General features: G+C 71.2%; 21 protein-coding genes and 2 tRNA genes. 14 read left to right on the forward strand and 9 right to left on the reverse strand.

Features of this window, described 5'->3' with window-relative positions; genetic code table 11:
- Positions 1-102 precede the first annotated feature (102 nt).
- From ACFV9J_RS25030 to ACFV9J_RS25040, 3 genes are all read left to right on the forward strand, one after another.
- Positions 103-3,105 (forward strand): UPF0182 family protein, encoded by a 3,003-nt coding sequence (locus ACFV9J_RS25030; RefSeq protein WP_385357316.1) that lies wholly within the window; start codon positions 103-105, stop codon positions 3,103-3,105.
- A 55-nt stretch (positions 3,106-3,160) separates the two neighbouring features.
- Positions 3,161-3,234, forward strand: a tRNA-Met gene (locus ACFV9J_RS25035).
- 231 nt (positions 3,235-3,465) lie between these two features.
- Positions 3,466-5,298, forward strand: coding sequence for a tetratricopeptide repeat protein (locus ACFV9J_RS25040; RefSeq protein ID WP_385357240.1), 1,833 nt, complete (start codon positions 3,466-3,468; stop codon positions 5,296-5,298).
- A 216-nt stretch (positions 5,299-5,514) separates the two neighbouring features.
- Here ACFV9J_RS25040 and ACFV9J_RS25045 read toward each other — a convergent pair.
- From ACFV9J_RS25045 to hisN, 4 genes are all read right to left on the reverse strand, one after another.
- Positions 5,515-5,588, reverse strand: a tRNA-Met gene (locus ACFV9J_RS25045).
- A 50-nt stretch (positions 5,589-5,638) separates the two neighbouring features.
- Complete coding sequence (locus ACFV9J_RS25050) at positions 5,639-6,055, reverse strand: Fur family transcriptional regulator (RefSeq protein WP_003973766.1); 417 nt, start codon at positions 6,053-6,055, stop codon at positions 5,639-5,641.
- Between the two features lie 165 nt (positions 6,056-6,220).
- A complete protein-coding gene (locus ACFV9J_RS25055) occupies positions 6,221-6,628 on the reverse strand; it encodes a cyclic nucleotide-binding/CBS domain-containing protein (protein WP_385357242.1) in 408 nt (135 codons plus the stop codon).
- Positions 6,629-6,760: 132 nt separating this feature from the next.
- Entirely contained in the window at positions 6,761-7,561 is an 801-nt protein-coding gene (gene hisN, locus ACFV9J_RS25060; protein WP_385357244.1) for a histidinol-phosphatase, read from the reverse strand.
- 192 nt (positions 7,562-7,753) lie between these two features.
- Here hisN and ACFV9J_RS25065 point away from each other — a divergent pair, with 192 nt between their 5' ends.
- Entirely contained in the window at positions 7,754-8,365 is a 612-nt protein-coding gene (locus tag ACFV9J_RS25065; RefSeq protein WP_385357247.1) for a TetR/AcrR family transcriptional regulator, read from the forward strand.
- A 44-nt stretch (positions 8,366-8,409) separates the two neighbouring features.
- On the opposite strand, the gene ACFV9J_RS25070 is transcribed toward ACFV9J_RS25065, so the two are convergent.
- The 4 genes from ACFV9J_RS25070 to ACFV9J_RS25085 form a co-directional block, all read right to left on the reverse strand.
- Entirely contained in the window at positions 8,410-8,733 is a 324-nt protein-coding gene (locus ACFV9J_RS25070) for a multidrug efflux SMR transporter (RefSeq protein ID WP_271320278.1), read from the reverse strand.
- Positions 8,734-8,904: 171 nt separating this feature from the next.
- Positions 8,905-9,918 carry a ribosome small subunit-dependent GTPase A gene (rsgA, locus tag ACFV9J_RS25075; RefSeq protein ID WP_385357252.1) on the reverse strand — a complete coding sequence of 338 codons (1,014 nt, stop codon included), beginning with the start codon at positions 9,916-9,918 and terminating at the stop codon, positions 8,905-8,907.
- A gap of 12 nt (positions 9,919-9,930) precedes the next feature.
- Complete coding sequence (gene aroA, locus ACFV9J_RS25080) at positions 9,931-11,247, reverse strand: 3-phosphoshikimate 1-carboxyvinyltransferase (RefSeq protein WP_385357254.1); 1,317 nt, start codon at positions 11,245-11,247, stop codon at positions 9,931-9,933.
- 123 nt (positions 11,248-11,370) lie between these two features.
- On the reverse strand, positions 11,371-12,093 hold the full coding sequence (locus tag ACFV9J_RS25085; protein WP_385357257.1) for a M50 family metallopeptidase: 723 nt from the start codon (positions 12,091-12,093) through the stop codon (positions 11,371-11,373).
- 50 nt (positions 12,094-12,143) lie between these two features.
- On the opposite strand from ACFV9J_RS25085, the gene ACFV9J_RS25090 reads away from it, so the two are divergent.
- The 10 genes from ACFV9J_RS25090 (at position 12,144) to ACFV9J_RS25135 (ending at position 22,221) form a co-directional block, all read left to right on the forward strand.
- Positions 12,144-12,959 carry an SOS response-associated peptidase gene (locus tag ACFV9J_RS25090; protein WP_385357260.1) on the forward strand — a complete coding sequence of 272 codons (816 nt, stop codon included), beginning with the start codon at positions 12,144-12,146 and terminating at the stop codon, positions 12,957-12,959.
- Positions 12,960-13,031: 72 nt separating this feature from the next.
- Positions 13,032-13,667 (forward strand): alpha/beta family hydrolase, encoded by a 636-nt coding sequence (locus ACFV9J_RS25095; RefSeq protein WP_385357318.1) that lies wholly within the window; start codon positions 13,032-13,034, stop codon positions 13,665-13,667.
- 278 nt (positions 13,668-13,945) lie between these two features.
- Positions 13,946-14,629 (forward strand): RNA polymerase sigma factor SigR, encoded by a 684-nt coding sequence (sigR, locus tag ACFV9J_RS25100; protein WP_087807317.1) that lies wholly within the window; start codon positions 13,946-13,948, stop codon positions 14,627-14,629.
- A complete protein-coding gene (gene rsrA / locus ACFV9J_RS25105; protein WP_059300663.1) occupies positions 14,626-14,940 on the forward strand; it encodes a mycothiol system anti-sigma-R factor in 315 nt (104 codons plus the stop codon). Before sigR ends, rsrA begins: the two co-directional genes overlap by 4 nt.
- Before the next feature lie 142 nt (positions 14,941-15,082).
- Positions 15,083-16,408: an HD-GYP domain-containing protein gene (locus ACFV9J_RS25110; RefSeq protein WP_385357265.1), complete on the forward strand. Its 1,326-nt coding sequence runs from the start codon at positions 15,083-15,085 to the stop codon at positions 16,406-16,408.
- The gene (locus ACFV9J_RS25115; RefSeq protein ID WP_385357268.1) at positions 16,405-17,670 is read left to right on the forward strand and encodes an HD-GYP domain-containing protein; all 1,266 of its coding nucleotides are present in this window, start codon (positions 16,405-16,407) and stop codon (positions 17,668-17,670) included. The genes ACFV9J_RS25110 and ACFV9J_RS25115 overlap by 4 nt, the downstream gene beginning before the upstream one ends.
- A 114-nt stretch (positions 17,671-17,784) precedes the next feature.
- On the forward strand, positions 17,785-18,765 hold the full coding sequence (locus ACFV9J_RS25120; RefSeq protein ID WP_385357271.1) for a tetratricopeptide repeat protein: 981 nt from the start codon (positions 17,785-17,787) through the stop codon (positions 18,763-18,765).
- Positions 18,766-18,843: 78 nt separating this feature from the next.
- Positions 18,844-19,494, forward strand: coding sequence for a peptide deformylase (gene def, locus ACFV9J_RS25125; protein WP_385357273.1), 651 nt, complete (start codon positions 18,844-18,846; stop codon positions 19,492-19,494).
- 259 nt (positions 19,495-19,753) lie between these two features.
- A complete protein-coding gene (cyc1, locus tag ACFV9J_RS25130) occupies positions 19,754-20,839 on the forward strand; it encodes an epi-isozizaene synthase (RefSeq protein WP_385357275.1) in 1,086 nt (361 codons plus the stop codon).
- Complete coding sequence (locus tag ACFV9J_RS25135) at positions 20,836-22,221, forward strand: cytochrome P450 (protein WP_385357278.1); 1,386 nt, start codon at positions 20,836-20,838, stop codon at positions 22,219-22,221. Before cyc1 ends, ACFV9J_RS25135 begins: the two co-directional genes overlap by 4 nt.
- Before the next feature lie 13 nt (positions 22,222-22,234).
- Here the strand turns inward: ACFV9J_RS25135 and ACFV9J_RS25140 are convergent, their stop codons facing one another.
- Positions 22,235-23,203: a GlxA family transcriptional regulator gene (locus ACFV9J_RS25140; RefSeq protein ID WP_385357281.1), complete on the reverse strand. Its 969-nt coding sequence runs from the start codon at positions 23,201-23,203 to the stop codon at positions 22,235-22,237.
- Positions 23,204-23,247: the final 44 nt, after the last annotated feature.

A 23,247-nucleotide genomic window follows, 5' to 3' on the forward strand; every position in this document is an offset into this window, starting at 1 on the left:
ATAAGTGTGGGCCCGCGATCACGGGGGCGCACGGGGGGCCCGCGAACCCGAGGGCCTGACGGATCAACAGCGAACTTCGAGGTGCGCACCTTGGCTTTCCAGATGCCGGACCGCGGCGGAGGCCCCCCGACGGGGCCGCGGATCAGAGTGGGCCGCCCGTCCCGGCGTGTCCGAACCCTGCTGCTGACACTTGGTGTCCTCGCCGTGCTCGCCATGGCGTTCACCATGTTCGCGGGATTCTGGACGGACTGGCTCTGGTACAGGTCGGTCCACTACTCGTCGGTGTTCACGACGACCCTGTGGACCAAGATCGGTCTCTTCTTCGTCTTCGGCCTGCTGATGGCGCTCGCCGTCGGGTTCAACATCTGGTTGGCCCACCGCCTGCGCCCGCCGCTGAGCGCCATGTCGATGGAGCAGCAGAACCTCGACCGGTACCGGATGGGCATCGCCCCGTACAAGAAGTGGCTGCTGCTCGGCATCACCGCCCTGGTCGGCCTGATCGCCGGCGCCTCGGCGTCCGGCCAGTGGCGGACCTGGCTGATGTGGGTCAACGGCGTGCCCTTCGACCAGAAGGACCCCCAGTTCAAGCTGGACGTCTCCTTCTACGCCTTCGACCTGCCCTGGTACCGGTTCCTGCTCGGCTTCGGCTTCGCAGCCGTGATCATCTCCGTGATCGCCGCCGCGCTCACCCACTACCTGTACGGCGGGCTCCGGGTCACCAGCCCGGGCGCGCGCGCCACGGCCGCGGCCACCGGGCACCTCTCGGTGCTCATCGGAGTCTTCGTCGCCCTCAAGGCGGTCGCCTACTGGCTCGACCGGTACGGCCTGGCGGTGAAGTCCAGCGACTTCAAGGCCACCGACAACTGGACGGGCCTCAGGTACGTCGACGCCAACGCCTACCTGCCGGCCAAGACGATCCTGTTCTGCATCGCGGTCATCTGCGCCCTGCTGTTCTTCGCCACCCTGTGGCGGCGCACCTGGCAGCTGCCCGTGATCGGCTTCGGCCTGATGGTGCTCTCCGCGATCCTCATCGGCGGCCTGTACCCGGCGCTGGTCCAGAAGTTCCAGGTCCAGCCGAACGAGCAGGCCAAGGAAGCGCCGTACGTCGAGAAGAACCTCGCGGCCACCCGCGACGCGTACGGCATCGAGGGCACCCAGGTGTCCGAGTACCCGGGCAAGAGCGAGACCAAGGACAAGACCAAGCTCCGTGACGACGCGGACGCCGCGGCGTCCATCCGCATCATGGACCCGAACGTCATCTCGCCGACGTTCCAGCAGCTCCAGCAGATGCGCAACTACTATGCGTTCCCGACCAACCTGGACGTCGACCGTTACGTCAAGGACGGCAAGGACCAGGACACGGTCATCGGTCTGCGCGAGCTGAACCTGGCGGGCATCCCGAAGAAGAACTGGATCAACAACCACTTCCGCTACACCCACGGCTACGGCGTGGTCGCGGCGAAGGGCACCCAGGTCGACTCCGAGGGACGCCCGGTCTTCACCGAGTCCAACCTGCCGTCCGAGGGCGACCTCGGAAAGTACGAGCAGCGGATCTACTACGGCGAGAAGACCACCACCTACTCGATCGTCGGCGGTCCCCAGAAGGAGATCGACTACTCCGACGACACCGGGGAGAAGACCTTCAGCTACAAGGGCGACGGCGGCGTCGACCTGTCCAACCCGATCAACCGGGCGGCGTACGCGGCCGCGTTCAGCGAGCCGCAGATCCTCTACTCCGGTGCGATCGGCGACGGTTCGCGGATTCTCTACAACCGCACACCCAAGGAACGCGTCGAGGCGGTGGCGCCCTGGCTGACCATCGACGGCGACGCCTATCCGGCGGTGGTGGACGGCCGGATCCAGTGGATCGTCGACGCGTACACGACGACGAACGGCTATCCGTACGCCTCCCGTACGACGCTCGGCGACACCACGGCCGACTCGCTGACCGCCAACAACAACTCGCGTGCGGTGGTGGCCCAGCAGAACCAGGTCAACTACATCCGCAACTCCGTGAAGGCGACCGTCGACGCGTACAGCGGTGACGTGAAGCTCTACGAGTGGGACACCAAGGACCCGGTCCTGAAGACCTGGAAGAAGGCGTTCCCGGGCACGGTGCAGGACAAGAGCGAGATCTCCAAGGAGCTGATGGCGCACCTGCGCTATCCGCAGGACCTGTTCAAGGTCCAGCGCGAGCTGCTCACGCGCTACCACGTGAAGGACGCCAACACGTTCCTGAGCGGCAGCGAGGTCTGGCAGGTCCCGGACGACCCGACCAACAAGTCGGGCGACGCGGTACCGCCGTACTACCTGAGCATGAAGATGCCCGACCAGAAGGCCCAGGCGTTCTCGCTGACGACGACGTTCACACCCAACGGGCGTGACAACCTCAGCGCGTTCATGGCGGTCGACGCCGAGGCGGGTACCAGTGACTACGGCAAGATCAGAATTCTGAAACTGCCGACGAGCACGACCGTCGACGGACCCAAACAGGTACAGAGCCAGTTCAACTCCGAACAGGACATCGCCGAGTCCATCAGGCTGCTGAGAGGCGGCGACTCGGAGGTGGAGTACGGCAACCTGCTGACGGTGCCACTGGACGGCGGACTGCTGTACGTCGAACCCGTCTACGTCCGCGGCGGCGACCTCAAGTACCCGTTGCTCCGCAAGGTCCTGGTGAGCTACGGGGGCAACACCGCCTTCGAGAACACGCTCGACGCGGCCCTCAACAAGGTCTTCGGAGCGCAGGCCGCCGAGACCGAGCAGCCACCGGACGAGGGCGACGACACGACCGAGCCGCCGCCGACGTCCACCAACCCCACGGTCCGGGAAGCGCTGAGCGACGCGCAGAAGGCCTTCGACGCCGGGCAGAAGGCCCTGGAGCAGAAGGACTTGGCCGCGTACGCCGAGGCGCAGAAGGACCTGGAGGAGGCGCTCCAGCGGGCCGAGGACGCACAGGCCAAGGCAGACCAGGGCGCCGGCGGCAAGAACGGCGACGACAAGAACGCCGGTGACAAGAACAGCGGCGACAAGGCCGGGGGCGACAAGGCCGGTCCGGACGCGACACCGAGCGGTGACGCCGGGGGAGGATCGGACACCGGCTGACATTCGAGCTGGTCAAAGCCCATCCCGCGCCGTGCTAGGGTTGTGAACACAACGGCGCGGGGTGGAGCAGCTCGGTAGCTCGCTGGGCTCATAACCCAGAGGTCGCAGGTTCAAATCCTGTCCCCGCTACTGAAGTCGTGAGCTGTGTGCAAGCGACCACGAAGGCCCGGATTCCCACAAGGAATCCGGGCCTTCGTGATGTGCGAACGCATGTACCGGAGCACGCGACGGCCGCGCCGCCAAGGGGAGTTGGGCAGATCTGTGTTTGACTTGTCTCCCTGTGGGCATGTCGACAAAACGCTGAAGTGACCTCACTGACTGCGGTATACCGGATGTACCGAGGTTGCGGGTGGTGCGACGATGAACGTTATGGGGGACATGGCAAATCTGTTCGGGACAGGGCGTTTTGCGCAGCCGTCCGGTCAGCTTTCCGGTCAGGAGGAGGCCACGGACGAGGCTCAGGAAGCCGCCGACGAGGCCGCCGAGGAAGTGCGCCTGCGGCTCGCCGTCGACGGTGGTGACGTCGAGGCGATGAGCGTGCTCGGCGCGATGCTGCTGCGCCGTGGCGACTTCGACGGAGCCGAGGCGCACCTGCGCGCCGCCACCGCGGCCGGTGACCGGGCCGCCGCCAACAACCTGGGCGTCCTGCTGCACCAGCGCGGATACGCCGACGAGGCCGCCGGCTGGTGGCGCATCGCCGCCGTCGCCGGATCCGCCGCCGCCGCGCACGCGCTCGGCCGGCACTTCCGCGAACGCGGGGACGAGCCCGCCGCCGAGTACTGGCTGTGCCAGTCCGCGGAACAGGGGCACGTACTGGGCGCCTACGCGCTCGCCGACCTGCTGGAGCACCGCGGCGACGACACCGGATCCGAGCGGTGGATGCGGGCCGCGGCCGAACGCGGGCACCGGGAAGCGGCGTACCGGCTGGCGCGGACGCTGGACCGGCGGGCCGGGCAGGACGGCGACGACAAGGCCGCCGCACACGGGGCCGACGAGGCCGAGCAGTGGTACCGGCAGGCCGCCGCGCGCGGTCACCGGCGCGGCGCGCTGCACCTGGGGACGATCCTGGAGAAGCGCGGCGAGCTCAAGGAGGCGGGCCGCTGGTACCTCACGTCCGCCAAGGACGGCGAGGCCCGCGCCGCCTGCGCGCTCGGCTTCCTGCTGCGGGACGCCGGGGACACCGAGAGTGCCGCCGTGTGGTGGCTGCGCGCCGCCCAGGACGGCGACGGCAACGCCGCCAACGCGCTGGGCGCGTTGCACGCCGAGCGCGGCGAGACCCAGACCGCGGAGCGCTGGTACCGGGCCGCGATGGACGCGGGCGACGACAACGGGGCGTACAACCTCGGGCTGCTCTGCGCCGAGCAGGGGCGCACCGCGCAGGCCGAGCAGTGGTACCGGAGGGCCGCCTACGCCGGGCACCGGGAGGCCTCCAACGCGCTGGCCATCCTGCTGCTGCGCGCCGGGGACGAGAGCGGCGCCGAGCCGTGGTTCTCCAAGGCCGCCGAGGCGGGCAGCGTCGACGCCGCCTTCAACCTCGGGATCCTGCACGCCGGGCGCAGCGAGGAGCGGGCGGCGCTGCGCTGGTACGAGCGGGCCGCCGCCGCCGGGCACACCGAGGCGGCGCTCCAGGTCGGGATGGCGCGGCTGCGCGGCGGTGACGAGCGCGAGGCGGAGCGGTTCCTGCGCTGTGCGGCCGGGGGCGGCAGCGCGGAGGCCGCGTACCGGCTGGCGACGGTGCTGGACGCGCGTCGGCCGCCGGCGCCCGCGCACGAGCTGGGTGAGCCCGCGCAGGACAAGTCCGAGTGCGAGGAGTGGTACGAGCGGGCGGCCTCCCAGGGGCACCGGCGCGCGCAGGTGCGGGTCGGGATGCTCGCCGCGGCGCGGGGTGACGTGGTGGAGGCCGCGCGGTGGTACCGCGAGGCGGCCGAGGCCGGGTCCCGCAACGGGGCGTTCAACCTGGGGCTGCTGCTGGCCCGCGAGGGGAGCGAGCCCGAGGCCGTCGTGTGGTGGCGCAGGGCGGCCGACGCCGGGCACGGGCGGGCGGCGCTGCGGCTGGCGCTGGTCTGTGCGCGGCGGGGGGAGCTGGCGGAGGGGCAGCGGTGGGCGGACCTGGCGGTGTCGCTGGGGCCGCGGGAGGTGGGGGAGCGGGCCGCGCGACTGCGGGACGCGTTGCGGCAGGAGCTGTCGGCGTGACGCCGCGCTGAGCTTGGGCGCCTTTGAAAGTGCCCGGCACTGAAGTGGGCCGGGGGTGGGGTGCGCAGCCCGGCGCCGACGGGGCGCCACTGCGCCCACCCGTGCCGCCCTGGGGGTACCTCCCAGGCCGTTCAGGCACTGGGGGAGGCACGATTGCCCGCAGTCAGGATGCGCCTAGGGCCGGAACCCTTTCGGATTCCGGCCCTAGGTCTTCAGTAGCGGGGACAGGATTTGAACCTGCGACCTCTGGGTTATGAGCCCAGCGAGCTACCGAGCTGCTCCACCCCGCGTCGATGAATGGAACACTACGTCACGATGAAGACGTGAGGCAAATCCCTGCTCACGCCGCCGCGCAGTTCGGGCAGGTGCCGCGGTACGTCACCTCGACGTCCGACACCGTGAAGCCGAAGCGCTCCGAGTCGGGGAGGTCGGCCAGCGGGTTGCCGGTCGGGTGCACGTCGCGGATCGCGCCGCACCGCGCGCAGACCAGGTGGTGGTGCGGCCGGTGCGCGTTCGGGTCGTAGCGCTTGGCGCGCTTGTCCGTCGCGACCTCCAGCACCTCGCCGAGCGAGACCAGCTCGCCCAGGGTGTTGTAGACCGTCGCCCGGGAGATCTCGGGGAGCTTGTCCACGGCCCGGGAGTGCACCTCGTCGGCCGTCAGGTGGACGTGTTCGCCGTCGAGGACCTCGGCCACGACGCGCCGCTGCGCGGTCATGCGCCAGCCGCGCCCGCGCAGCCGTTCCAAAAGGTCACTCATACACATCAGCCTAACAGCAAGGGGGACCAGGTCCCGAATGGATGTGACTTTGGAGTCTTGCTCGACTTAGACACTGTCCATTGTAGGAACCGGGGCGGCATTGGCCAAGGGGCACGGCTCGTGCGGGCCGGCGCCCCGTGCCGGCCCGCACCTCGCCCGGCCCCGTCAGGCGGTCACCACCGGGGCGTTGTGCGGGGAGCGCGCCGGTGCCCAGCGGCGGATGATGTCGCGCACCGAGACGATCCCGACGGGCTCGCCGCCGTCCAGGACGATCAGGTGTCGGAAGCCGCCGTGCGCCATCGCGCCCGCCGCCTCCTCCACGGTCCAGGTCGGGGCGGCGAAGACGACGTCGGTGGTGGTGTGGCCGTGGGCGTACTCGGTGTCCGGGTCCTGGCCCCGGCCGACGGAGACCAGGACGTCGCGTTCGGTGAGGATGCCGATGCCGCCGGCGTCCGGGTCGTACACCACGGCCGCGCCGACGCGGCGGGCGGACATCAGGGCAGCGGCCTGGCGGAGTGTGTGGGCGGGACCGATGGTGAGGACGACCGTGCTCATGACTTCGCGGACGAGCATGGGTGGAGCCACCTCCTGCCGGTGATCCATGAGTTAGTTCATGGATTCACAAGTTCACAAGTGGGGGAACTCTCAGAGTGGCAGGTAAAGCACGGGTCAACAAGGGGGCGCGGAGGGCGAGTCGGCGGGCGCTCAGTAGCGCTGGTTGAGATACCCGAGCAGTTCGTCGTGGAGCCGGCCGTTCGACGCCGCCGCGTTGCCGCTGTGCGGGCCGGGGCGGCCGTCGAGGCCGGTGAAGGTGCCGCCGGCCTCCGTGACGATGATCGCGTTCGCGGCCATGTCCCAGAGGGACAGCTCCGGTTCGGCGCAGATGTCCACCGAGCCCTCGGCGACCATCATGTACGGCCAGAAGTCGCCGTACGCGCGCGTGCGCCACACCTCGCGGGTCAGGTCGAGGAAGCCGTCGAGGCGGCCCTGCTCCTCCCAGCCGCTCAGCGAGGAGTACGCGAAGGAGGCGTCGGAGAGCGTGGAGACCTGGGAGACGTGGAGTCGGTGGGCGGAGGTCAGGCTGCGGCCGGTGAAGGCGCCGTGGTCCTGCACCGCCCACCAGCGGCGGCCGAGGGCGGGCGCCGAGACGAGGCCGACGACGGGCTGGTAGCCGCCCTCCCTGGCCTCCATCAGGGCGATGAGGGTGGCCCAGACGGGGACACCGCGCACGTAGTTCTTGGTGCCGTCGATCGGGTCGATGACCCAGCGGCGGGTGCCGGCGCCCGTCACGCCGAACTCCTCGCCCTGCACCGAGTCGCGGGGGCGGGCGCGGGAGAGGTGGCCACGGATGAGTTCCTCGGCGGCCTTGTCCGCCTCGCTCACCGGGGTCATGTCCGGCTTCGTCTCGACCTTCAGGTCGAGGGCCTTGAAGCGGTCCATCGTCGCGGCGTCGGCGGCGTCGGCGAGTACGTGGGCGAGGCGGAGGTCGTCGAGGTAGTCGGGCATGCCGTCACGCTATCTGTCGCGGGCGGCGCGGGGCTACCAGGGGTTTGGCGGGCGTGGCGGGGCGGGGGAGGCGCCGCGGGGGCTCCGCTCCTCGGATGCGAGGACCCTTGACAGTGCTCCCATACCCGTCAAATCTGGCAGCAAGTCGCTCGGCACGTCCGGCAGCGTCCGCTCGGCCCGAGGGAGGCGAGGGTGCCTGCAGCCCGGGAGTCCCTGCTCGATGCCGCGTACACGGCGCTGGCACGCCGGCCGTGGTCCGCCGTGCGGATGGTGGACGTGGCGGCTTCCGCCGGGGTGTCCCGGCAGACCCTCTACAACGAGTTCGGCAGCAAGGAGGGGCTCGCCCGGGCACTCGTGAGGCGGGAGGCCGACGGCTATCTCGCCGGAGTGGAGCGCGCGCTCTCCGGGCCCAGCGACCCGCGTGAACGACTCACGGCCACCGCCGAGTGGATGATGTCGGCGGCCCACGACAACGCGCTGGTGAGGGCCATGCTCACGGGGTGCTGGAACGAACGGCTGCCCGCACCGGCCCTGACGGCGGTGCCCTCCTCCTCCGCGGTGCCGGCCCAGCGCCGGGCCGACGGCCCGCTGCCCTCGCCCGGTGACTTCGTGGGCCTCGTCCGCGACCGTGCCGTGGCCGTCCTGGGCGGCGTCGGTCCGCTCCCGCCGCCGGACGCCGCCGAACTGGCCCGCTCCTGCGAACTGACCGTGCGCCTCGCCCTCTCCTGCGTCGCCGCGCCGCCCGCCGAGGGCGGGGTGGCGGACCTCGTACGCACCGCCCTGTTACGCCGCCTGACGGCGTAGCGGCCGCCGGAACCGGCACCGGAACCGGCACCGGGGGAGGATCCCTAGTGCGCCGAGCCCGACAGCTGCAGACCGATCACGCCGATGATGACGAAGCTGATCGAGACGATCTTCAGGGTCGAGACCAGGTCGCCGAGGAAGATCATGCCGTAGATGGCGGTGCCCGCCGCCCCGATGCCGGTCCACACCGCGTACGCGGGGCCGACGTCGAGCTTCTTCAGAGACATCGTCAGCAGGCCGAAACTGCCCAGCGCGAAGGCGCAGAAGGCGACGGTGGGCCAGAGCCGGGTGAAGCCGTGCGACAGCTTCAGACAGACGGCGAAGCCGGTTTCGAGCACTCCGGCCACTATGACCAGCAGCCACGCCATGTCTTGTCCTCCCGTGGTCCCTACCGCGACCGCTGTGTCGATGCCGATCACTGGCCTCGCCCGACAACGACTCCGTGCGACAACGACTTCGTCCGGCTTTGCTCAGGCTTGGTTCCGGCTTGGTGCGATTATGCACTTACCGGCTGCACGGCACGCCAAACAACGCGATGGTCAGTCGCCTTCCTTGCGTTCCCGCGTCGACAGCAGTCGGCGCAGCGAGTACAGCCGGGCGGGGTCGGCGTGCCCCTCGGCGACCCAGGCGTCCAGCGCGCAGTCGGGCTCGTCGTGGCTGCACGCCCGCGGACAGCCCTCGGTGCCGGGCACCAGGTCGGGAAAGGCGTTGATCACCCGCGACGGGTCGATGTGCGCCAGCCCGAACGACCGTACGCCCGGGGTGTCGACCACCCAGCCGCCCTCCGCGGAGGACAGCGGCAGGGCGAGGGCCGAGGTCGTGGTGTGCCGGCCGCGGCCCGTCACCGCGTTGACATGACCCGTCACCCGGCGGCGGTCCTCGGGCACCAGGGTGTTGACCAGGGTCGTCTTGCCGACGCCGGAGTGGCCGACGAAGGCGGTGATCTTCCCGTCCAGATGCTCGCGCACCAGGTCGGCGGCGGCGCCGTTCTCCAGCTCCTCCCGGCTGGTGACGACGTACGGGATGTCCAACGAGCCGTACAGTTCGAGGAGTTCGTCCGGTGGCGCCAGGTCCGACTTGGTCATCACCAGCAGCGGGGTGAGGCCGCCGTCGAACGCCGCGACCAGGCAGCGGTCGATGAGGCGGGGGCGCGGCTCGGGGTCGGCGAGGGCGGTGACGATGGCGAGCTGGTCGGCGTTGGCGACGACGACCCGCTCGTAGGGGTCGTCGTCGTCGGCCGTGCGGCGCAGGACCGACGTGCGCTCCTCGATGCGGACGATGCGCGCGAGCGTGTCCTTCTTGCCGGTGAGGTCGCCGACCAGGGCCACCCGGTCACCGACGATCGCCGCCTTGCGGCCCAGCTCCCGCGCCTTCATCGCCATGACGACCCGATCGTCGACGAGGCAGGTCAGCCGGCCGCGGTCCACGGTGAGGACCAGACCCTCGGCGGCGTCCTCGTGCTTGGGCCGGATGTGGGTGCGCGGTCGGTTGCCCTTGCGGTTGGGGCGGGAGCGGATGTCGTCCTCGTCGGTGTGCTTGCCGTAGCGGCGCATGGCGATCCGTCCCTACGCCCCGAGCATCCCGGTCCACAGGTCGGGGAAGTCGGGCAGGGTCTTGGCCGTGGTCGCCACGTTCTCGATCTGCACGCCCTCGACCGCGAGGCCGAGGACGGCGCCGGCGGTGGCCATGCGGTGGTCCTCGTACGTGTGGAAGACACCGCCGTGCAGACGGCGCGGGCGGATGTGCAGACCGTCGGCGGTCTCGGTGACGTCACCGCCGAGTTCGTTGATCTCCTTGGTGAGCGCGGCCAGCCGGTCCGTCTCGTGCAGCCGCAGATGGGCCACGCCGCGCAGGGTCGAGGGGGAGTCCGCGAGGGCGGCGACGGCCGCGATCCCCGGGGTCAGCTCGCCGACCTCGCTTAGGTCGACGTCGATGCCGTGGATCGCACCCGATCCGGTGAACACGAGCCCGAAGTCCGTCAGTTCGCAGGAACCGCCCATGTCGGTGAAGATCTCGCGCAGCCGGTCACCGGGCTGGGTGGTGCGGGCCGGCCAGTCGGGGATCACCACCTTGCCGCCGGTCACCAGCGCCGCCGCCAGGAACGGCTGCGCGTTCGACAGGTCCGGCTCGATGGTCAGGTCCCGGCCGAGCAGCGCACCCGGCGTGACCCGCCACACGTTCGGCTCGCCGCCGGACTCGGGGGTGTCGACCTGGGCGCCGACCGCGCGCAGCATGTCGACCGTCATGCGGATGTGCGGCATGGAGGGCAGCGCGGAACCGGTGTGGCGCACCTCGACGCCCTGGTTGAAGCGCGGCCCGGACAGCAGCAGGGCGCTGACGAACTGGGAGGAGGAGGACGCGTCGATCTCGACCGGGCCGCCCTCCAGGGCCCCGCCGCCGTGCACGGTCAGCGGCAGCGCGCCGCGCCCGTCGTCGTCGACCCGGGCGCCCAGGACGCGCAGCGCGTCGATCACGCCGTGCAGCGGACGCTCGTACGACCGCGGGTCGCCGTCGAAACGGACGGCGCCGTCGGCCAGCGTGGCGACCGGCGGCAGGAAGCGCATGACCGTGCCGGCGTTGCCGACGTCGACCGTGGCCGGGCCGCGCAGGCCGGCCGGGATGACCCGCCAGAACTCGCCGGTGCCCTCGGGGCCGACGCCCTCCTCGATCTCGACGCCCAGCGTGCGCAGCGCCTCGGCCATCAGCAGGGTGTCGCGGGAGCGCAGCGGGCGGCGCAGCCAGCCGGGCTCGGAGGCGAGGGCGGCCAGCACCAGGGCACGGTTGGTGACCGACTTGGACCCGGGCACGTGGACGGTCGCGTCGACGGCTCCGCTCGCGTGCGGGGCGGGCCAGAGGGCGGTGTGCGCGGGGTTCACGGTCATGGGGCCCACTTTAATGGCTGAGGGCGATCGGAGATCTTGATCAAAAGCGCCGAAACCTGACCGAAAGCGCAACAGTGCACTTGCCGTGCATATATGCGGAGCGGGCGGAGGGCGCCCGGCGTCTCACAGCTCCAGCAGCCAGCGCGCCCCGCCGATCAGCGAGCACAGCGACACCGCGTGGAAGAGGAAGAACCACACCCCCGCCGGCGCGTGCGTCAGCCGCGCCAGCTGGTCCGCGTCCGAGTCCCCGGCCCCGCCCCGCGCCCGCTTGGCCTGCAGTTCGAAGGCCGGGCGCACCCCGCCGAGCAGCAGGAACCAGACCACCGCGTACGCGAACGCCGCCTGCACCTGCGGCCCGGCCAGCCAGGACACCAGGACGAACGTGCCGCCGGTGACCACCACCGTCAGCACCCCGTACGCGTTGCGGACCATCACCAGCAGGGCCACGAGCAGCGCCGTCGCCAGCCACAGCAGCAGTGTGATGCGCCCCGCGGCCAGCAGCGCGGCGCCGCCGAGGCCGAGCAGCGGGGGAGCGGTGTAGCCCGCGACGGCGGTGAGGATCATCCCGAGGCCGTGCGGCTTGCCCCGGCTCACGGTCAGGCCGCTGGTGTCCGAGTGCAGGGTGATCCCGGTCAGGGTCCGCCCGGTCAGCAGGGCCACCAGGCCGTGGCCGCCCTCGTGGGCGATGGTGATCGCGTTGCGCGCTATCCGCCACGACCCGTGCGCCACGACGACGGCGAGCGCGGCCACCAGGGTCGCGATCACCACCCACAGGTCGGGATCGGGCTGGGTGCCGGAGACCTCGTCCCACAGGGAGGTGAGCGAGGCCGATGCGAGGTGGTCCATGTTCGGGGAGGGCTCCTCGTTGACGCGTGGGGTCTGGCAGTGTGGCACGTATGTGCGGACGGTATGCGGCGAGTCGTCGACCCGAGGATCTCGCGGGAATCTTCGAGATCGAGAAGTGGGAGCCCAAGGAGAGCTTGGAGCCCGACTACAACGTGGCCCCCACCAAGGAGGTCTACGCCGTCCTGGACCGTCCCCTGAAAGACGTCGAGGACCCGAAGCCGGTTCGCCAGCTGCGGAAGCTGAAGTGGGGTCTCGTCCCTTCCTGGTCCAAGACGCCCGAGGGCGGCGCCCGGATGATCAACGCCCGCGCGGAGACCGTCCACGAGAAGCCCTCCTACCGCCGCGCCTTCAGCACCCGGCGCTGCATCCTGCCCGCCGACGGCTACTACGAATGGGTCACCGGCTCGCAGGAGCGGGACCTGGAGGTCGAGGGGCGCAAGAAGCGGCCGCGCAAGCAGCCGTACTTCGTGACCCCCGCCGACGGCTCCGTGTTCGCCATGGCCGGGCTCTACGAGTTCTGGCGGGACAGGACGCTCCCCGACGACCACCCGCAGGCCTGGTGGGTGACGTGCTCGGTGATCACCACGGAGGCCGAGACCACGCCGCTCGCGGTCGCCCCGGCCGACGGCCCGCACGCGCTGGCCGACATCCACCCCCGGATGCCCCTGATGCTGACGCCGGACCGCTGGGACGACTGGCTCGACCCGGCGCGCACCGACCCCGACGAGCTGACCTCCCTGCTGGCGCCCCCGCCCGCCGGGCTGATGCGGGCCTTCCCCGTCTCCACGGCCGTGAGCAACGTCCGCAACAACGGACCGGAGCTGCTCAAGGAGCTGGAGGCACCGGAAGAGAGCACACTTTTCTGACGTGACGGATGCGACAGATTTCTGACGTGACGGATGCGACAGAGGGTTGTGACTGAGGTCGTGGCAGAGGTTGTGACAGAGCCGGTCGAGACGGACGCGGGCCCCGCCCGGATCACCTGGCACCGGGCGAAGCGGCCCCGACTCGTCCTCGCCGTGAGCCACGGTGCCGGCGGCGGCATCGAAGCGCGCGACCTGAAGGCGCTGGCGGCCGCACTGCCCGCCCACGGGGTGAGCGTCGCCCTCGTCGAGCAGCCCTGGCGGGTGGCGGGCAGGAAGCTGGCGCCCGCGCCGAAGACCCTCGACACCGGATGGCGGGGCGTCTGGCCCGCGCTCGCCGCGCCCGGCCTGCCGGTGATCTCGGGCGGCCGCAGCGCCGGCGCCCGCGTCGCCTGCCGCACCGCCGGCGAACTGGGCGCCCGCGCCGTCCTCGCGCTCAGCTTCCCCCTGCACCCGCCGGGCAAGCCGGAGAAGTCCCGCGCCGACGAGCTGCTCGGGGCCGGCGTGCCCACCCTCGTGGTCCAGGGCGGCAACGACCCCTTCGGCAGGCCGCGGGAGTTCCCCGAGGCACCCGGGGGGACCTACGACCTGATCGAGGTGCCGTACGGCGACCACGGCTTCGCCGTGCCCAAACGGGCGGAGATCAGCCAGGAGAGGGCGCTGGAGCTGATCACCGACGGTGTGGCCCGGTGGACCGGCTCACTCGGCTGAACGCCCGGGAATGACCGGCGGACGGCCACTGTTGTGCCGTTCGTACGTTGCTGAGAATCAGCACCGACGCCGTAGGAGAGGAAGTCCGCCGCATGGGTTCAGCCTTCTGCCCGAGTCGCAGCAGCCGCGCCGACCTGGACTGGACCGTGCTGCACGCTGCCAAGACCGCCCCTGTTCGGCCGGTGGGCGGATCGAATCGGCAAGCGTCCCCGACCGCAGGTCGTCTATCCTCCGATTCGGGTGAGACCGGTCTCGGTTTCACGACGACATCGGAGGAGGTGGGTCCGGTCACTGGGACCGACGCAGGGACCGAACACGGCCAGGCGGAGCAGCCCGAGGGCCGGGGTACGGACGCGGAGTCGACCGCGGAGCGCAGCGCGCGCTTCGAGCGGGACGCGCTGGAGTTCCTCGACCAGATGTACTCGGCCGCGCTGCGCATGACGCGTAATCCGGCCGACGCCGAGGACCTGGTGCAGGAGACCTACGCCAAGGCGTACGCGTCCTTCCACCAGTTCCGCGAGGGCACCAACCTCAAGGCGTGGCTGTACCGCATCCTCACCAACACCTTCATCAACTCGTACCGCAAGAAGCAGCGCGAGCCCCAGCGCAGCGCGGCCGAGGAGATCGAGGACTGGCAGCTCGCCCGTGCCGAGTCGCACATGTCGACGGGTCTGCGCTCCGCGGAGTCGCAGGCGCTCGACCACCTGCCCGACTCGGACGTGAAGCAGGCGCTCCAGGCGATCCCCGAGGAATTCCGTATCGCCGTGTATCTGGCGGACGTCGAGGGCTTTGCCTACAAGGAGATCGCGGACATCATGGGGACACCCATCGGTACGGTGATGTCCCGGCTGCACCGTGGACGCCGTCAGCTGCGCGGCATGCTGGAGGACTACGCCCGCGACCGCGGTCTGGTCCCCGCCGGCGCCGGAGAGTCGAACGAAGCGAAAGGCTCGGGGTCATGAGCTGCGGAGAGCCGCACGAGACGGATTGCAGCGAAATCCTCGATCATCTCTACGAGTTTCTCGACAAAGAGATGCCGGACTCGGACTGTGTGAAGTTCGAGCACCACTTCGAGGAGTGCTCGCCCTGCCTGGAGAAGTACGGGCTGGAGCAGGCCGTGAAGAAGCTGGTCAAGCGGTGCTGCGGGCAGGACGACGTGCCCGGTGACCTGCGGGCCAAGGTCATGGGACGGCTGGACCTGATCCGGTCCGGGCAGTCCGTGCCCGAACACGACGTCACGGCCGCACCCTCCTCGGCTCCGCAGGAGTCCTGAGCCGCCCCGCCCGAGCCGCCCTGAGCGTCCCGACTCCGCCAGAAGTCACTCGTACGTGCTAATCCGCGGGTTATCTGCCCGCGGCCTCCCCGCCGCCGTCCTAGGCTCCTGAGCCTGACAGGCGTGGCCAGGGGAGGGGCTGATGGACGCGGTACCGGCGCGGGCACGTGTGTACGTGACCGTCGTCGCCCTCACCGCGCTGCTCTGCCTGCGCCCGCTGCCCGCGGTGCACGCGCCCTGGTGGGCGGTGCTGCTGCTGGCGGGGCTGTACGCGGGGTCCGAACTGGTCGCGCGGTCCCGCTTCGTCGGGACCTGCTACCCCGTCCTGCTCGCCGGCGCCTTCCTGCTGCCGCCGCCCGCCGCCGCGCTCGTGGCACTGCCGGGAGCCCTGCTGGCCCCGGTGCCGCGCCGCCCCGTCGGTCTGCGGCGCGTGTGGCGGGCCGCGCAGCTGACCCTGGCCGTGTGGGCCGCGGCCTGTGTCCACTGGCGGCTCGGGGGCCGGGACGCGGTCGTCGAGCCCGCCTTCCCGTACGCCCTCGTGCCGGCCGGGGCGGCCGTACTCGCCTTCTGCCTGGTCCTCACCGTGCTGGACGGCGGCATCCTCACCCTCGCCGACCACGTGCCGCCGAGCCGGGCGTGGCGGGGACTGCTCTCCCGGTCGCTCGCGCCGATCGCCGTGCACGGACTCGCCGGGCTCATGATGGCCGTCCTGTGGCGCAGCCCGTACGGCCCGGTGGCCGCGCTGCTCGTGCTGCTGCCGATGTGCGTGGCCTGGTGGGCCTTCGCCCAGTACCACCGTGAGCGGGCCGCGCACCAGGCGACCATCCGCGCCCTGGTGCAGGCCGTCGACATCAAGGACGGCTACACGCGCGGCCACAGCGAACGCGTCGGCCAGGCCTCCATGATGATCGCCCGCGAGCTGGGCATGGACGACGAGCGCGTCGAGACCCTGCGCTTCGCCGGGATCCTGCACGACGTGGGCAAGCTCGGCGTGCCCACCCGGCTGCTGCGCAAGGACGGTCCGCTGACGCCCGAGGAGCGGCGGGTGATCGAACTGCACCCCGAGTACGGGCACGAGATGGTGCGCGGCATCCGCTTCCTGGGAGAGGCCCGCGCCGCCGTCCTCCACCACCACGAACGGCTGGACGGCAGCGGCTACCCCTACGGGCTGGCCGGCGACCGGATCCCCGAGTCGGCCCGGGTGGTGGCCGTCGCCGACGCCTTCGACGCGATGACGTCGACGCGCTCCTACAGCAGGGCCCGGCCCGTCGCGACGGCGCTGGCGGAGCTCCAGCGGTGTGCCGGTGGACAGTTCGACCCGCGGATGGTGCGGGCACTGGTCCGGGCCCTCGGCCGGCACGGCTGGCGCCCGTCCGTCACGGCGGACGGCCCGCCCGCCTTCCCCGCCGGACCGGCGCCGGGCCGGGGCGAGGACGCGCGGGACAGCGTCGGCAGGGGCGCGCCATGACGCCCTTGCAGCCGCCGGCCCAGTCCCCGCCGCCGGCGGCCGTTCTCCTCGTACCCGCCTGTGCCGGGCTCCTCGCGCTCGGATGTCTCGCCACCGTGCTGGGGGCGGGGCCCGCCCAGCGGCCCGTCGCGCTGGCCTTCGCAGGGCTGGTCGTCCTCGGTGAGCTGACCCGGCGGACCGGCGCCGAGGCCCGGGAGGCCGCCCCGCTCGGCGCCGCGGGCGCGCTGGCGTACGCGCTGCTCGGAGACGTCGCCGGGCAGCCCGCGCACCACGGTGTGGCCCAGACCGTCACCGTCGTGCTCGCCGCCTCGCTGCTCGGCAGCGTGCCCTACGTCGCGCGCGGCAGCGGGCCCGTCCTCGACCACCTGGCGCGGCGCGTGCTCACCGTCGGGTTCGCCGCCGTGTGCTTCCGGCCGCTGTCCAACCAGGGTGTCCTCGACGACTGGAGCGGCCCCGCCTACGCGCTGCTGCTGCTCGGGCTGCTCGCCCTGACAACGCTGTGCGACGCGGTGCTCGCCGCGGCACCCGCGCACGCGCGCACCGGCTGGCCCTTCGGGCCGCTGCTGCGCGAAGAGCTGCGCGGCATGGTCGGGATCACCTCCGCGGTGTGCGCGACCGGCGCGGTGATGGCGCTCGCGGTGAGCGTCGCGGGACTGTGGGCGCTCCCCGTCTTCTCCGTGCCCCTCCTGCTCGCCCAGCTGTCCTACCGGCGGTACGCGGCGGTCCGGGCCACCTACCGGCAGACCATCGCCTCCCTGGCCCGCGCCACCGAGATCGCCGGATACACCCCGGCCGGGCACGCGCGCCGCGTCGCCGGGCTCGGGGTGGCCGTCGGCCGGGACCTGGGGCTGTCGGGGGCCGAGCTGACCGTGCTGGAGTACGCGGCCCTCATGCACGACATCGGCCAGCTGAGCCTGGTCGACCCGGTCCCGTCGGGTGCCACCGCCGGCCTGCCCGTCACCGAACAGCGGCGGATCGCGCTGCTCGGCGGGGCCGTCGTCCGCCAGACCGGCGTCGACGCGGCGGTCGCGGTGGTGGTGGAGCGGCAGGCCGACCCCTGCCGGGAGCAGCCGGTCGCCGCGCGGATCGTCCGCGTCGTGAACGCCTACGAGGAGAAGGCGCGGGCCGCGGGTCCCGGCGGCGTCCTGACCGCGCTGGAGGAGCTGCGCCTGGCCACCGCGGGCGACTACGCTCCCGAGGTGGTGGAAGCGCTGGCCCGGGTCCTTTCCCGAGGCAGCCTTACCGAGCCCGGGGCTGGGTAACCCATGGGTAATGAGCGCCTCCGCAGCCGTACGTGGTTTGATGCCCAGGAGAGGGTGTCCGGGGGCGCGAAAAGGCACAGCCAGCCCACAGAACGGAACTGGCAGGCGGGAATCGTGAGGATCTTCGGCAAGGCACGGCACCGGCCCTCCGCCTCCTGGCGGCAGGCCACCGACCGCGCGTTCACGCTGATCGGCGACGGTCGCTACGAGGACGCGGGCGCGCTGCTGACGCGGGCGGCCGACCTGGAGCCCTGGCTGTCGGAGTCCTGGTTCAACCTGGCGCTGCTGCACAAGTTCCGGCACGACTGGGAGCAGGCGAGGGCGGCCGGTCTGCGGGCCGTCGCGCTGCTCGACCGGGACATCGGCGCCCCCGACTGGTGGAACGTCGGCATCGCCGCGACCGCCCTTCAGGACTGGCCGCTGGCCCGTCGCGCCTGGCAGGCCTACGGGCTGCGCACCCCGGGGGACGCCACGGACGCGAGTGAGCCGCTCGGCATGGACCTCGGCAGCGCCGCCGTACGGCTGTCCCCGGAGGGCGAGGCCGAGGTGGTGTGGGGGCGGCGGCTGGACCCCGCCCGTGTCGAGGTGCTGTCCATCCCGCTGCCGTCCTCCGGGCGGCGCTGGGGCGAGGTCGTCCTGCACGACGGCGTACCGCACGGGGAGCGCACGACCTCGGCCGGGCACTCCTACCCCGTCTTCGACGAGATCGAGCTGTGGGCGCCCTCGCCGGTGCCCACCTGGGTGGTGCTCCTGGAGGCCGCCACCGAGTCCGACCGCGACGCCCTGGAGCAGCTGGCCGCCGACGCCGGGTTCGCCGCCGAGGACTGGTCGTCCTCCGTCCGGCTGCTGTGCCGGATGTGCTCGGAGTCCCGGATGCCGTCCGACGAGGGCGAGGGCGAGCACCTCGATCCGCACGACCACAGCGAACCGGGACACCCCGGGCCCCTGGGGCACCGCACCGACGGGCAGCTGTGGGTGCCGGAGCGGGAGTGCGGGGTGGCCGCGCCGGCGGGACTGGTGAAGGGGTTGCTGGACGGGTGGGTCGCGGACAGTCCTGATTCCCGGGACTGGCGGGACCTGGAAGAGGTCTGCTGAGCGGCCCCGTAGTCTTTGCCAGGACACTCAGCAGCGTCAGCATCACCTTTGGTTGTACGAGGAAGGCATACGTCGGTCATGGCCCAGCAGGACACCGATCAGCAGCACCCGGGCGTGCTCCCCGTGGACGAGGACGGGTTCGTCGTCGACAGCCAGGACTGCGAGGAGCGTGAGGCCGACTGGCGCGGGCGTGGCACCTCGCGTCCGATCACGGTGGTCGGCAACCCGGTGCTGCACAAGGAGTGCGCGGACGTCACCGACTTCGGCGAGGAGTTCCAGCAGCTGGTGGCCGACATGTTCGCCAGCCAGCGCACCGCCGAGGGAGTGGGCCTGGCCGCCAACCAGATCGGCGTCTCCAAGAAGGTCTTCGTCTACGACTGCCCCGACGACGAGGGCGTCCGCCACGTCGGCGTGGTCTGCAACCCGAGGCTCGTCGAGCTGCCGGCGGACCGCCGCCGCCTGGACGACAGCAACGAGGGCTGCCTGTCCGTGCCCACCGCCTACGCGCCGCTCGCCCGCCCCGACTACGCCGAGGTGACCGGGCAGGACGAGAAGGGCAACCCGGTCAAGGTGCGCGGCACGGGGTACTTCGCTCGGTGTTTGCAGCACGAGACGGACCACCTGTACGGGTACCTGTACATCGACCGGCTCTCCAAGCGCGAACGCAAGGACGCGCTGCGGCAGATGGCCGAGAACGAGCCGCGCTACCCCGTGGTCGCGAACGACTGACACCGCCACACCCGCCCCACATCTCCCTTGCGCACGGCGCCTGTTCGGGTCTTCCCCGAGCGGGCGCCGTGCGTCTGTGCACGCGCATGGAAAGCCGCCACACAACAGGAGAATTCCGGCACCGGGGGGTAGTGAATGAAGCAAATCCGTTCCCAGAACGGTCAGTTGTGGTGCTGAATGGGAAGTGCGGGGATACGCAACGGCGCACGCCCCGCTCAGCGAGAGGGGTGCGCCACCGGCGGCTGAGAGGGGTTTGTTCGTGCATGCTTTCCCACACGGCACCACAGCGACACCGACCGCGATCGCAGTACCGCCATCGCTCCGCCTCCCGGTGATCGAGGCGGCATTTCCCCGGCAACTGCACCCGTATTGGCCCAGGCTCCAGGAGACAACCCGGACCTGGCTGCTCGAAAAGCGGCTCATGCCGGCGGACAAGGTCGAGGAATATGCCGACGGCCTGTGCTACACGGACCTCATGGCGGGCTACTACCTCGGCGCGCCCGACGAGGTCATGCAGGCGATAGCGGACTACAGCGCGTGGTTCTTCGTCTGGGACGACCGCCACGACCGTGACATCGTCCACGGCCGGGCCGGCGCCTGGCGGCGACTGCGCGGCCGGCTGCACACGGCGCTCGACTCACCCGGGGACCACCTGCACCACGAGGACACGCTGGTGGCCGGGTTCGCCGACAGTGTGCGGCGGCTCTACGCCTTCCTGCCGGCCACCTGGAACGCCCGGTTCGCCCGGCACTTCCACACGGTGATCGAGGCGTACGACCGTGAATTCCACAACCGCACGCGCGGAATCGTGCCCGGCGTGGAGGAGTACCTCGAACTGCGCCGGCTCACCTTCGCGCACTGGATCTGGACCGACCTGCTGGAGCCGAGCTCGGGCTGCGAACTCCCGGACGCCGTACGGAAACACCCGGCATATCGCCGGGCGGCGCTGCTGAGTCAGGAATTCGCAGCCTGGTACAACGACCTCTGCTCGCTGCCCAAGGAAATAGCGGGAGACGAGGTCCACAATCTTGGCATCAGTCTCATCACCCACCATTCACTCACCCTGGAAGAAGCCATCGTAGAAGTCCGGCGCCGCGTCGAGGAATGCATCACGGAATTCCTCGCCGTCGAGCGGGACGCCTTACGGTTCGCCGACGAACTCCCCGACGGAACCGTACGCGGAAAGGAACTGAGCGGCGCCGTGCGGGCCAACGTCGGCAATATGCGGAACTGGTTCAGTTCCGTCTACTGGTTCCACCACGAGTCCGGCCGGTACATGGTCGACAGCTGGGACGACCGGTCCACGCCCCCGTACGTCAACAACGAAGCGGCAGGTGAGAAATGACCGTCGAGTCCGTCAACCCAGAAACCCGCGCACCCGCCGCACCGGGTGTACCGGAGCTGCGCGAGCCGCCCGTGGCGGGCGGCGGCGTGCCGCTGCTCGGCCACGGCTGGCGGCTGGCCCGCGACCCGCTGGCCTTCATGTCCCAGCTGCGCGAGCACGGCGACATCGTGCGCATCAAGCTCGGCCCGAAGACCGTCTACGCCGTCACGAACCCCGAGCTGACCGGCGCCCTCGCCCTGAACCCCGACTACCACATAGCCGGTCCGCTGTGGGAGTCGCTGGAGGGCCTGCTCGGCAAGGAGGGCGTGGCGACCGCCAACGGCCCGCTCCACCGCCGCCAGCGGCGCACCATCCAGCCGGCGTTCCGGCTCGACGCCATCCCCGCCTACGGGCCGATCATGGAGGAGGAGGCGCACGCGCTGACCGAGCGCTGGCAGCCGGGGAAGACCGTCGACGCCACCTCCGAGTCCTTCCGGGTCGCCGTGCGTGTCGCCGCCCGCTGCCTGCTGCGCGGGCAGTACATGGACGAGCGGGCCGAGCGGCTGTGCGTCGCGCTCGCCACCGTCTTCCGGGGCATGTACCGGCGCATGGTGGTCCCGCTCGGACCGCTGTACCGGCTGCCGCTTCCGGCCAACCGCCGATTCAACGACGCGTTGGCCGATCTGCACCTGCTGGTCGACGAGATCATCGCCGAACGCCGCGCATCCGGTCAAAAGCCGGACGATTTGCTCACGGCATTGCTGGAGGCGAAGGACGACAATGGCGACCCGATCGGGGAACAGGAGATCCACGACCAGGTGGTCGCGATACTCACCCCGGGCAGTGAAACCATCGCGTCCACGATCATGTGGTTGCTCCAGGCACTTGCCGACCATCCGGAACATGCCGACCGCATACGCGACGAAGTCGAAGCGGTCACCGGCGGACGTCCCGTGGCATTCGAGGACGTCCGGAAGCTCACGCACACCGGCAATGTCATCGTGGAGGCCATGCGTTTGCGTCCCGCCGTATGGGTATTGACCCGGCGCGCGGTGGCCGAGAGCGAACTCGGTGGCTATCGCATTCCGGCCGGTGCGGACATCATCTACAGTCCGTACGCAATCCAACGCGATCCGAAGTCGTACGACGGCAACCTGGAGTTCGACCCCGACCGGTGGCTCCCACAACGCGCGGCGAATGTGCCGAAATACGCCATGAAGCCGTTCAGTGCGGGCAAGCGGAAGTGCCCCAGCGACCACTTCTCGATGGCCCAGCTCACGCTGATCACGGCCGCGCTCGCCACCAAGTACCGCTTCGAACAGGTGGCGGGCTCGAACGACGCGGTCCGGGTCGGCATCACGCTGCGTCCGCACGACCTGCTGGTCAGGCCCGTGGCGCGGTGACGGCCCGGACGGATCAGGCGGCGGCCCGCGGGCCCCGGAAGGTGCGCCGGTAGGCCTGCGGGGTGGTGCCCAGGGCCCTGGTGAACTGGTGCCTCAGGGCCGCCGCCGTGCCGAAACCGGCGCGCCAGGCGATCGTGTCCATCGTCTCGTCCGTCCCTTCCAGCAGCCGCTGGGCCAGCAGGACGCGCTGGCGCAGGATCCAGCGGTAGGGGGTCGTCCCCGTCTCCTGCTGGAAGCGGCGGGCGAAGGTGCGCGGGGACATGTGCGCCCGGGCCGCCAGCTGCTCGACCGTGACCTCCTCGTCGAGGTGCTGCTCCATCCAGGCCAGCACCTCGCCGACGGTGTCGCAGGAGGAGCGGGGCAGCGGCCGTTCGATGTACTGCGCCTGTCCGCCGTCCCGGTGCGGTGGCACCACCATGCGCCGGGCGATCCGGTTGGCGACCTCCGGCCCCTGCTCCTTGCGCACGATGTGCAGGCAGGCGTCGATGCCGGCGGCGGTCCCGGCCGAGGTGATCACCGGGTCCTCGTCGACGTAGAGCACGTCCGGCGCGACCCGGGCCCGCGGGTGCTGGCGGGCCAGCTCGGCCGCGTGGTGCCAGTGCACCGCGCAGCGCCGCCCGTCCAGCAGACCGGCCGCGCCCAGCACGAAGACACCGGAGCACACGCTCAGTACGCGGGTGCCCCGGTCCGTCGCCCTGCGCAGGGCGTCCAGCAGGTCGGGCGGGTACTCCCGGCGGACGAAGTCGCTGCCCGCCGGCACCGCGATCAGGTCGGCCTCCTCCAGCCGCTCCAGCCCGTACGGCGTGGAGACGGTCAGCCCGCCGACGTGGGTGCCCAGCGTGGGGCCCTCCGCGGAGACCACCGCGAAGTCGTACCCCGGCAGGCCCTCGTCGCTCCGGTCGATGCCGAAGACCTCGCAGATCACGCCTAGTTCGAAGGGATGCGCACCGTCCAGCAGGACGGCGGCCACGTTCTGCAGCATGCCGCCAGTGTGCCTCGCCGGTGGCAGGAAATCGAGGCCTTACG

The sequence above is a fragment of the Streptomyces sp. NPDC059906 genome, assembly GCF_042730645.1.
Taxonomy (GTDB): Bacteria; Actinomycetota; Actinomycetes; order Streptomycetales; family Streptomycetaceae; genus Streptomyces; species Streptomyces rubrogriseus.

Coding starts and splice junctions, on each gene's coding strand:
- ACFV9J_RS25030 (WP_385357316.1), top strand. CDS start 103: ATGCCGGACCGCGGCGGAGGCCCCCCGACGGGGCCGCGGATCAGAGTG.
- ACFV9J_RS25040 (WP_385357240.1), top strand. CDS start 3,466: ATGAACGTTATGGGGGACATGGCAAATCTGTTCGGGACAGGGCGTTTT.
- ACFV9J_RS25050 (WP_003973766.1), bottom strand. CDS start 6,055: ATGAGTGACCTTTTGGAACGGCTGCGCGGGCGCGGCTGGCGCATGACC.
- ACFV9J_RS25055 (WP_385357242.1), bottom strand. CDS start 6,628: ATGCTCGTCCGCGAAGTCATGAGCACGGTCGTCCTCACCATCGGTCCC.
- hisN (WP_385357244.1), bottom strand. CDS start 7,561: ATGCCCGACTACCTCGACGACCTCCGCCTCGCCCACGTACTCGCCGAC.
- ACFV9J_RS25070 (WP_271320278.1), bottom strand. CDS start 8,733: ATGGCGTGGCTGCTGGTCATAGTGGCCGGAGTGCTCGAAACCGGCTTC.
- rsgA (WP_385357252.1), bottom strand. CDS start 9,918: ATGCGCCGCTACGGCAAGCACACCGACGAGGACGACATCCGCTCCCGC.
- aroA (WP_385357254.1), bottom strand. CDS start 11,247: ATGACCGTGAACCCCGCGCACACCGCCCTCTGGCCCGCCCCGCACGCG.
- ACFV9J_RS25085 (WP_385357257.1), bottom strand. CDS start 12,093: ATGGACCACCTCGCATCGGCCTCGCTCACCTCCCTGTGGGACGAGGTC.
- ACFV9J_RS25090 (WP_385357260.1), top strand. CDS start 12,144: ATGTGCGGACGGTATGCGGCGAGTCGTCGACCCGAGGATCTCGCGGGA.
- rsrA (WP_059300663.1), top strand. CDS start 14,626: ATGAGCTGCGGAGAGCCGCACGAGACGGATTGCAGCGAAATCCTCGAT.
- ACFV9J_RS25110 (WP_385357265.1), top strand. CDS start 15,083: ATGGACGCGGTACCGGCGCGGGCACGTGTGTACGTGACCGTCGTCGCC.
- ACFV9J_RS25115 (WP_385357268.1), top strand. CDS start 16,405: ATGACGCCCTTGCAGCCGCCGGCCCAGTCCCCGCCGCCGGCGGCCGTT.
- def (WP_385357273.1), top strand. CDS start 18,844: ATGGCCCAGCAGGACACCGATCAGCAGCACCCGGGCGTGCTCCCCGTG.
- ACFV9J_RS25135 (WP_385357278.1), top strand. CDS start 20,836: ATGACCGTCGAGTCCGTCAACCCAGAAACCCGCGCACCCGCCGCACCG.
- ACFV9J_RS25140 (WP_385357281.1), bottom strand. CDS start 23,203: ATGCTGCAGAACGTGGCCGCCGTCCTGCTGGACGGTGCGCATCCCTTC.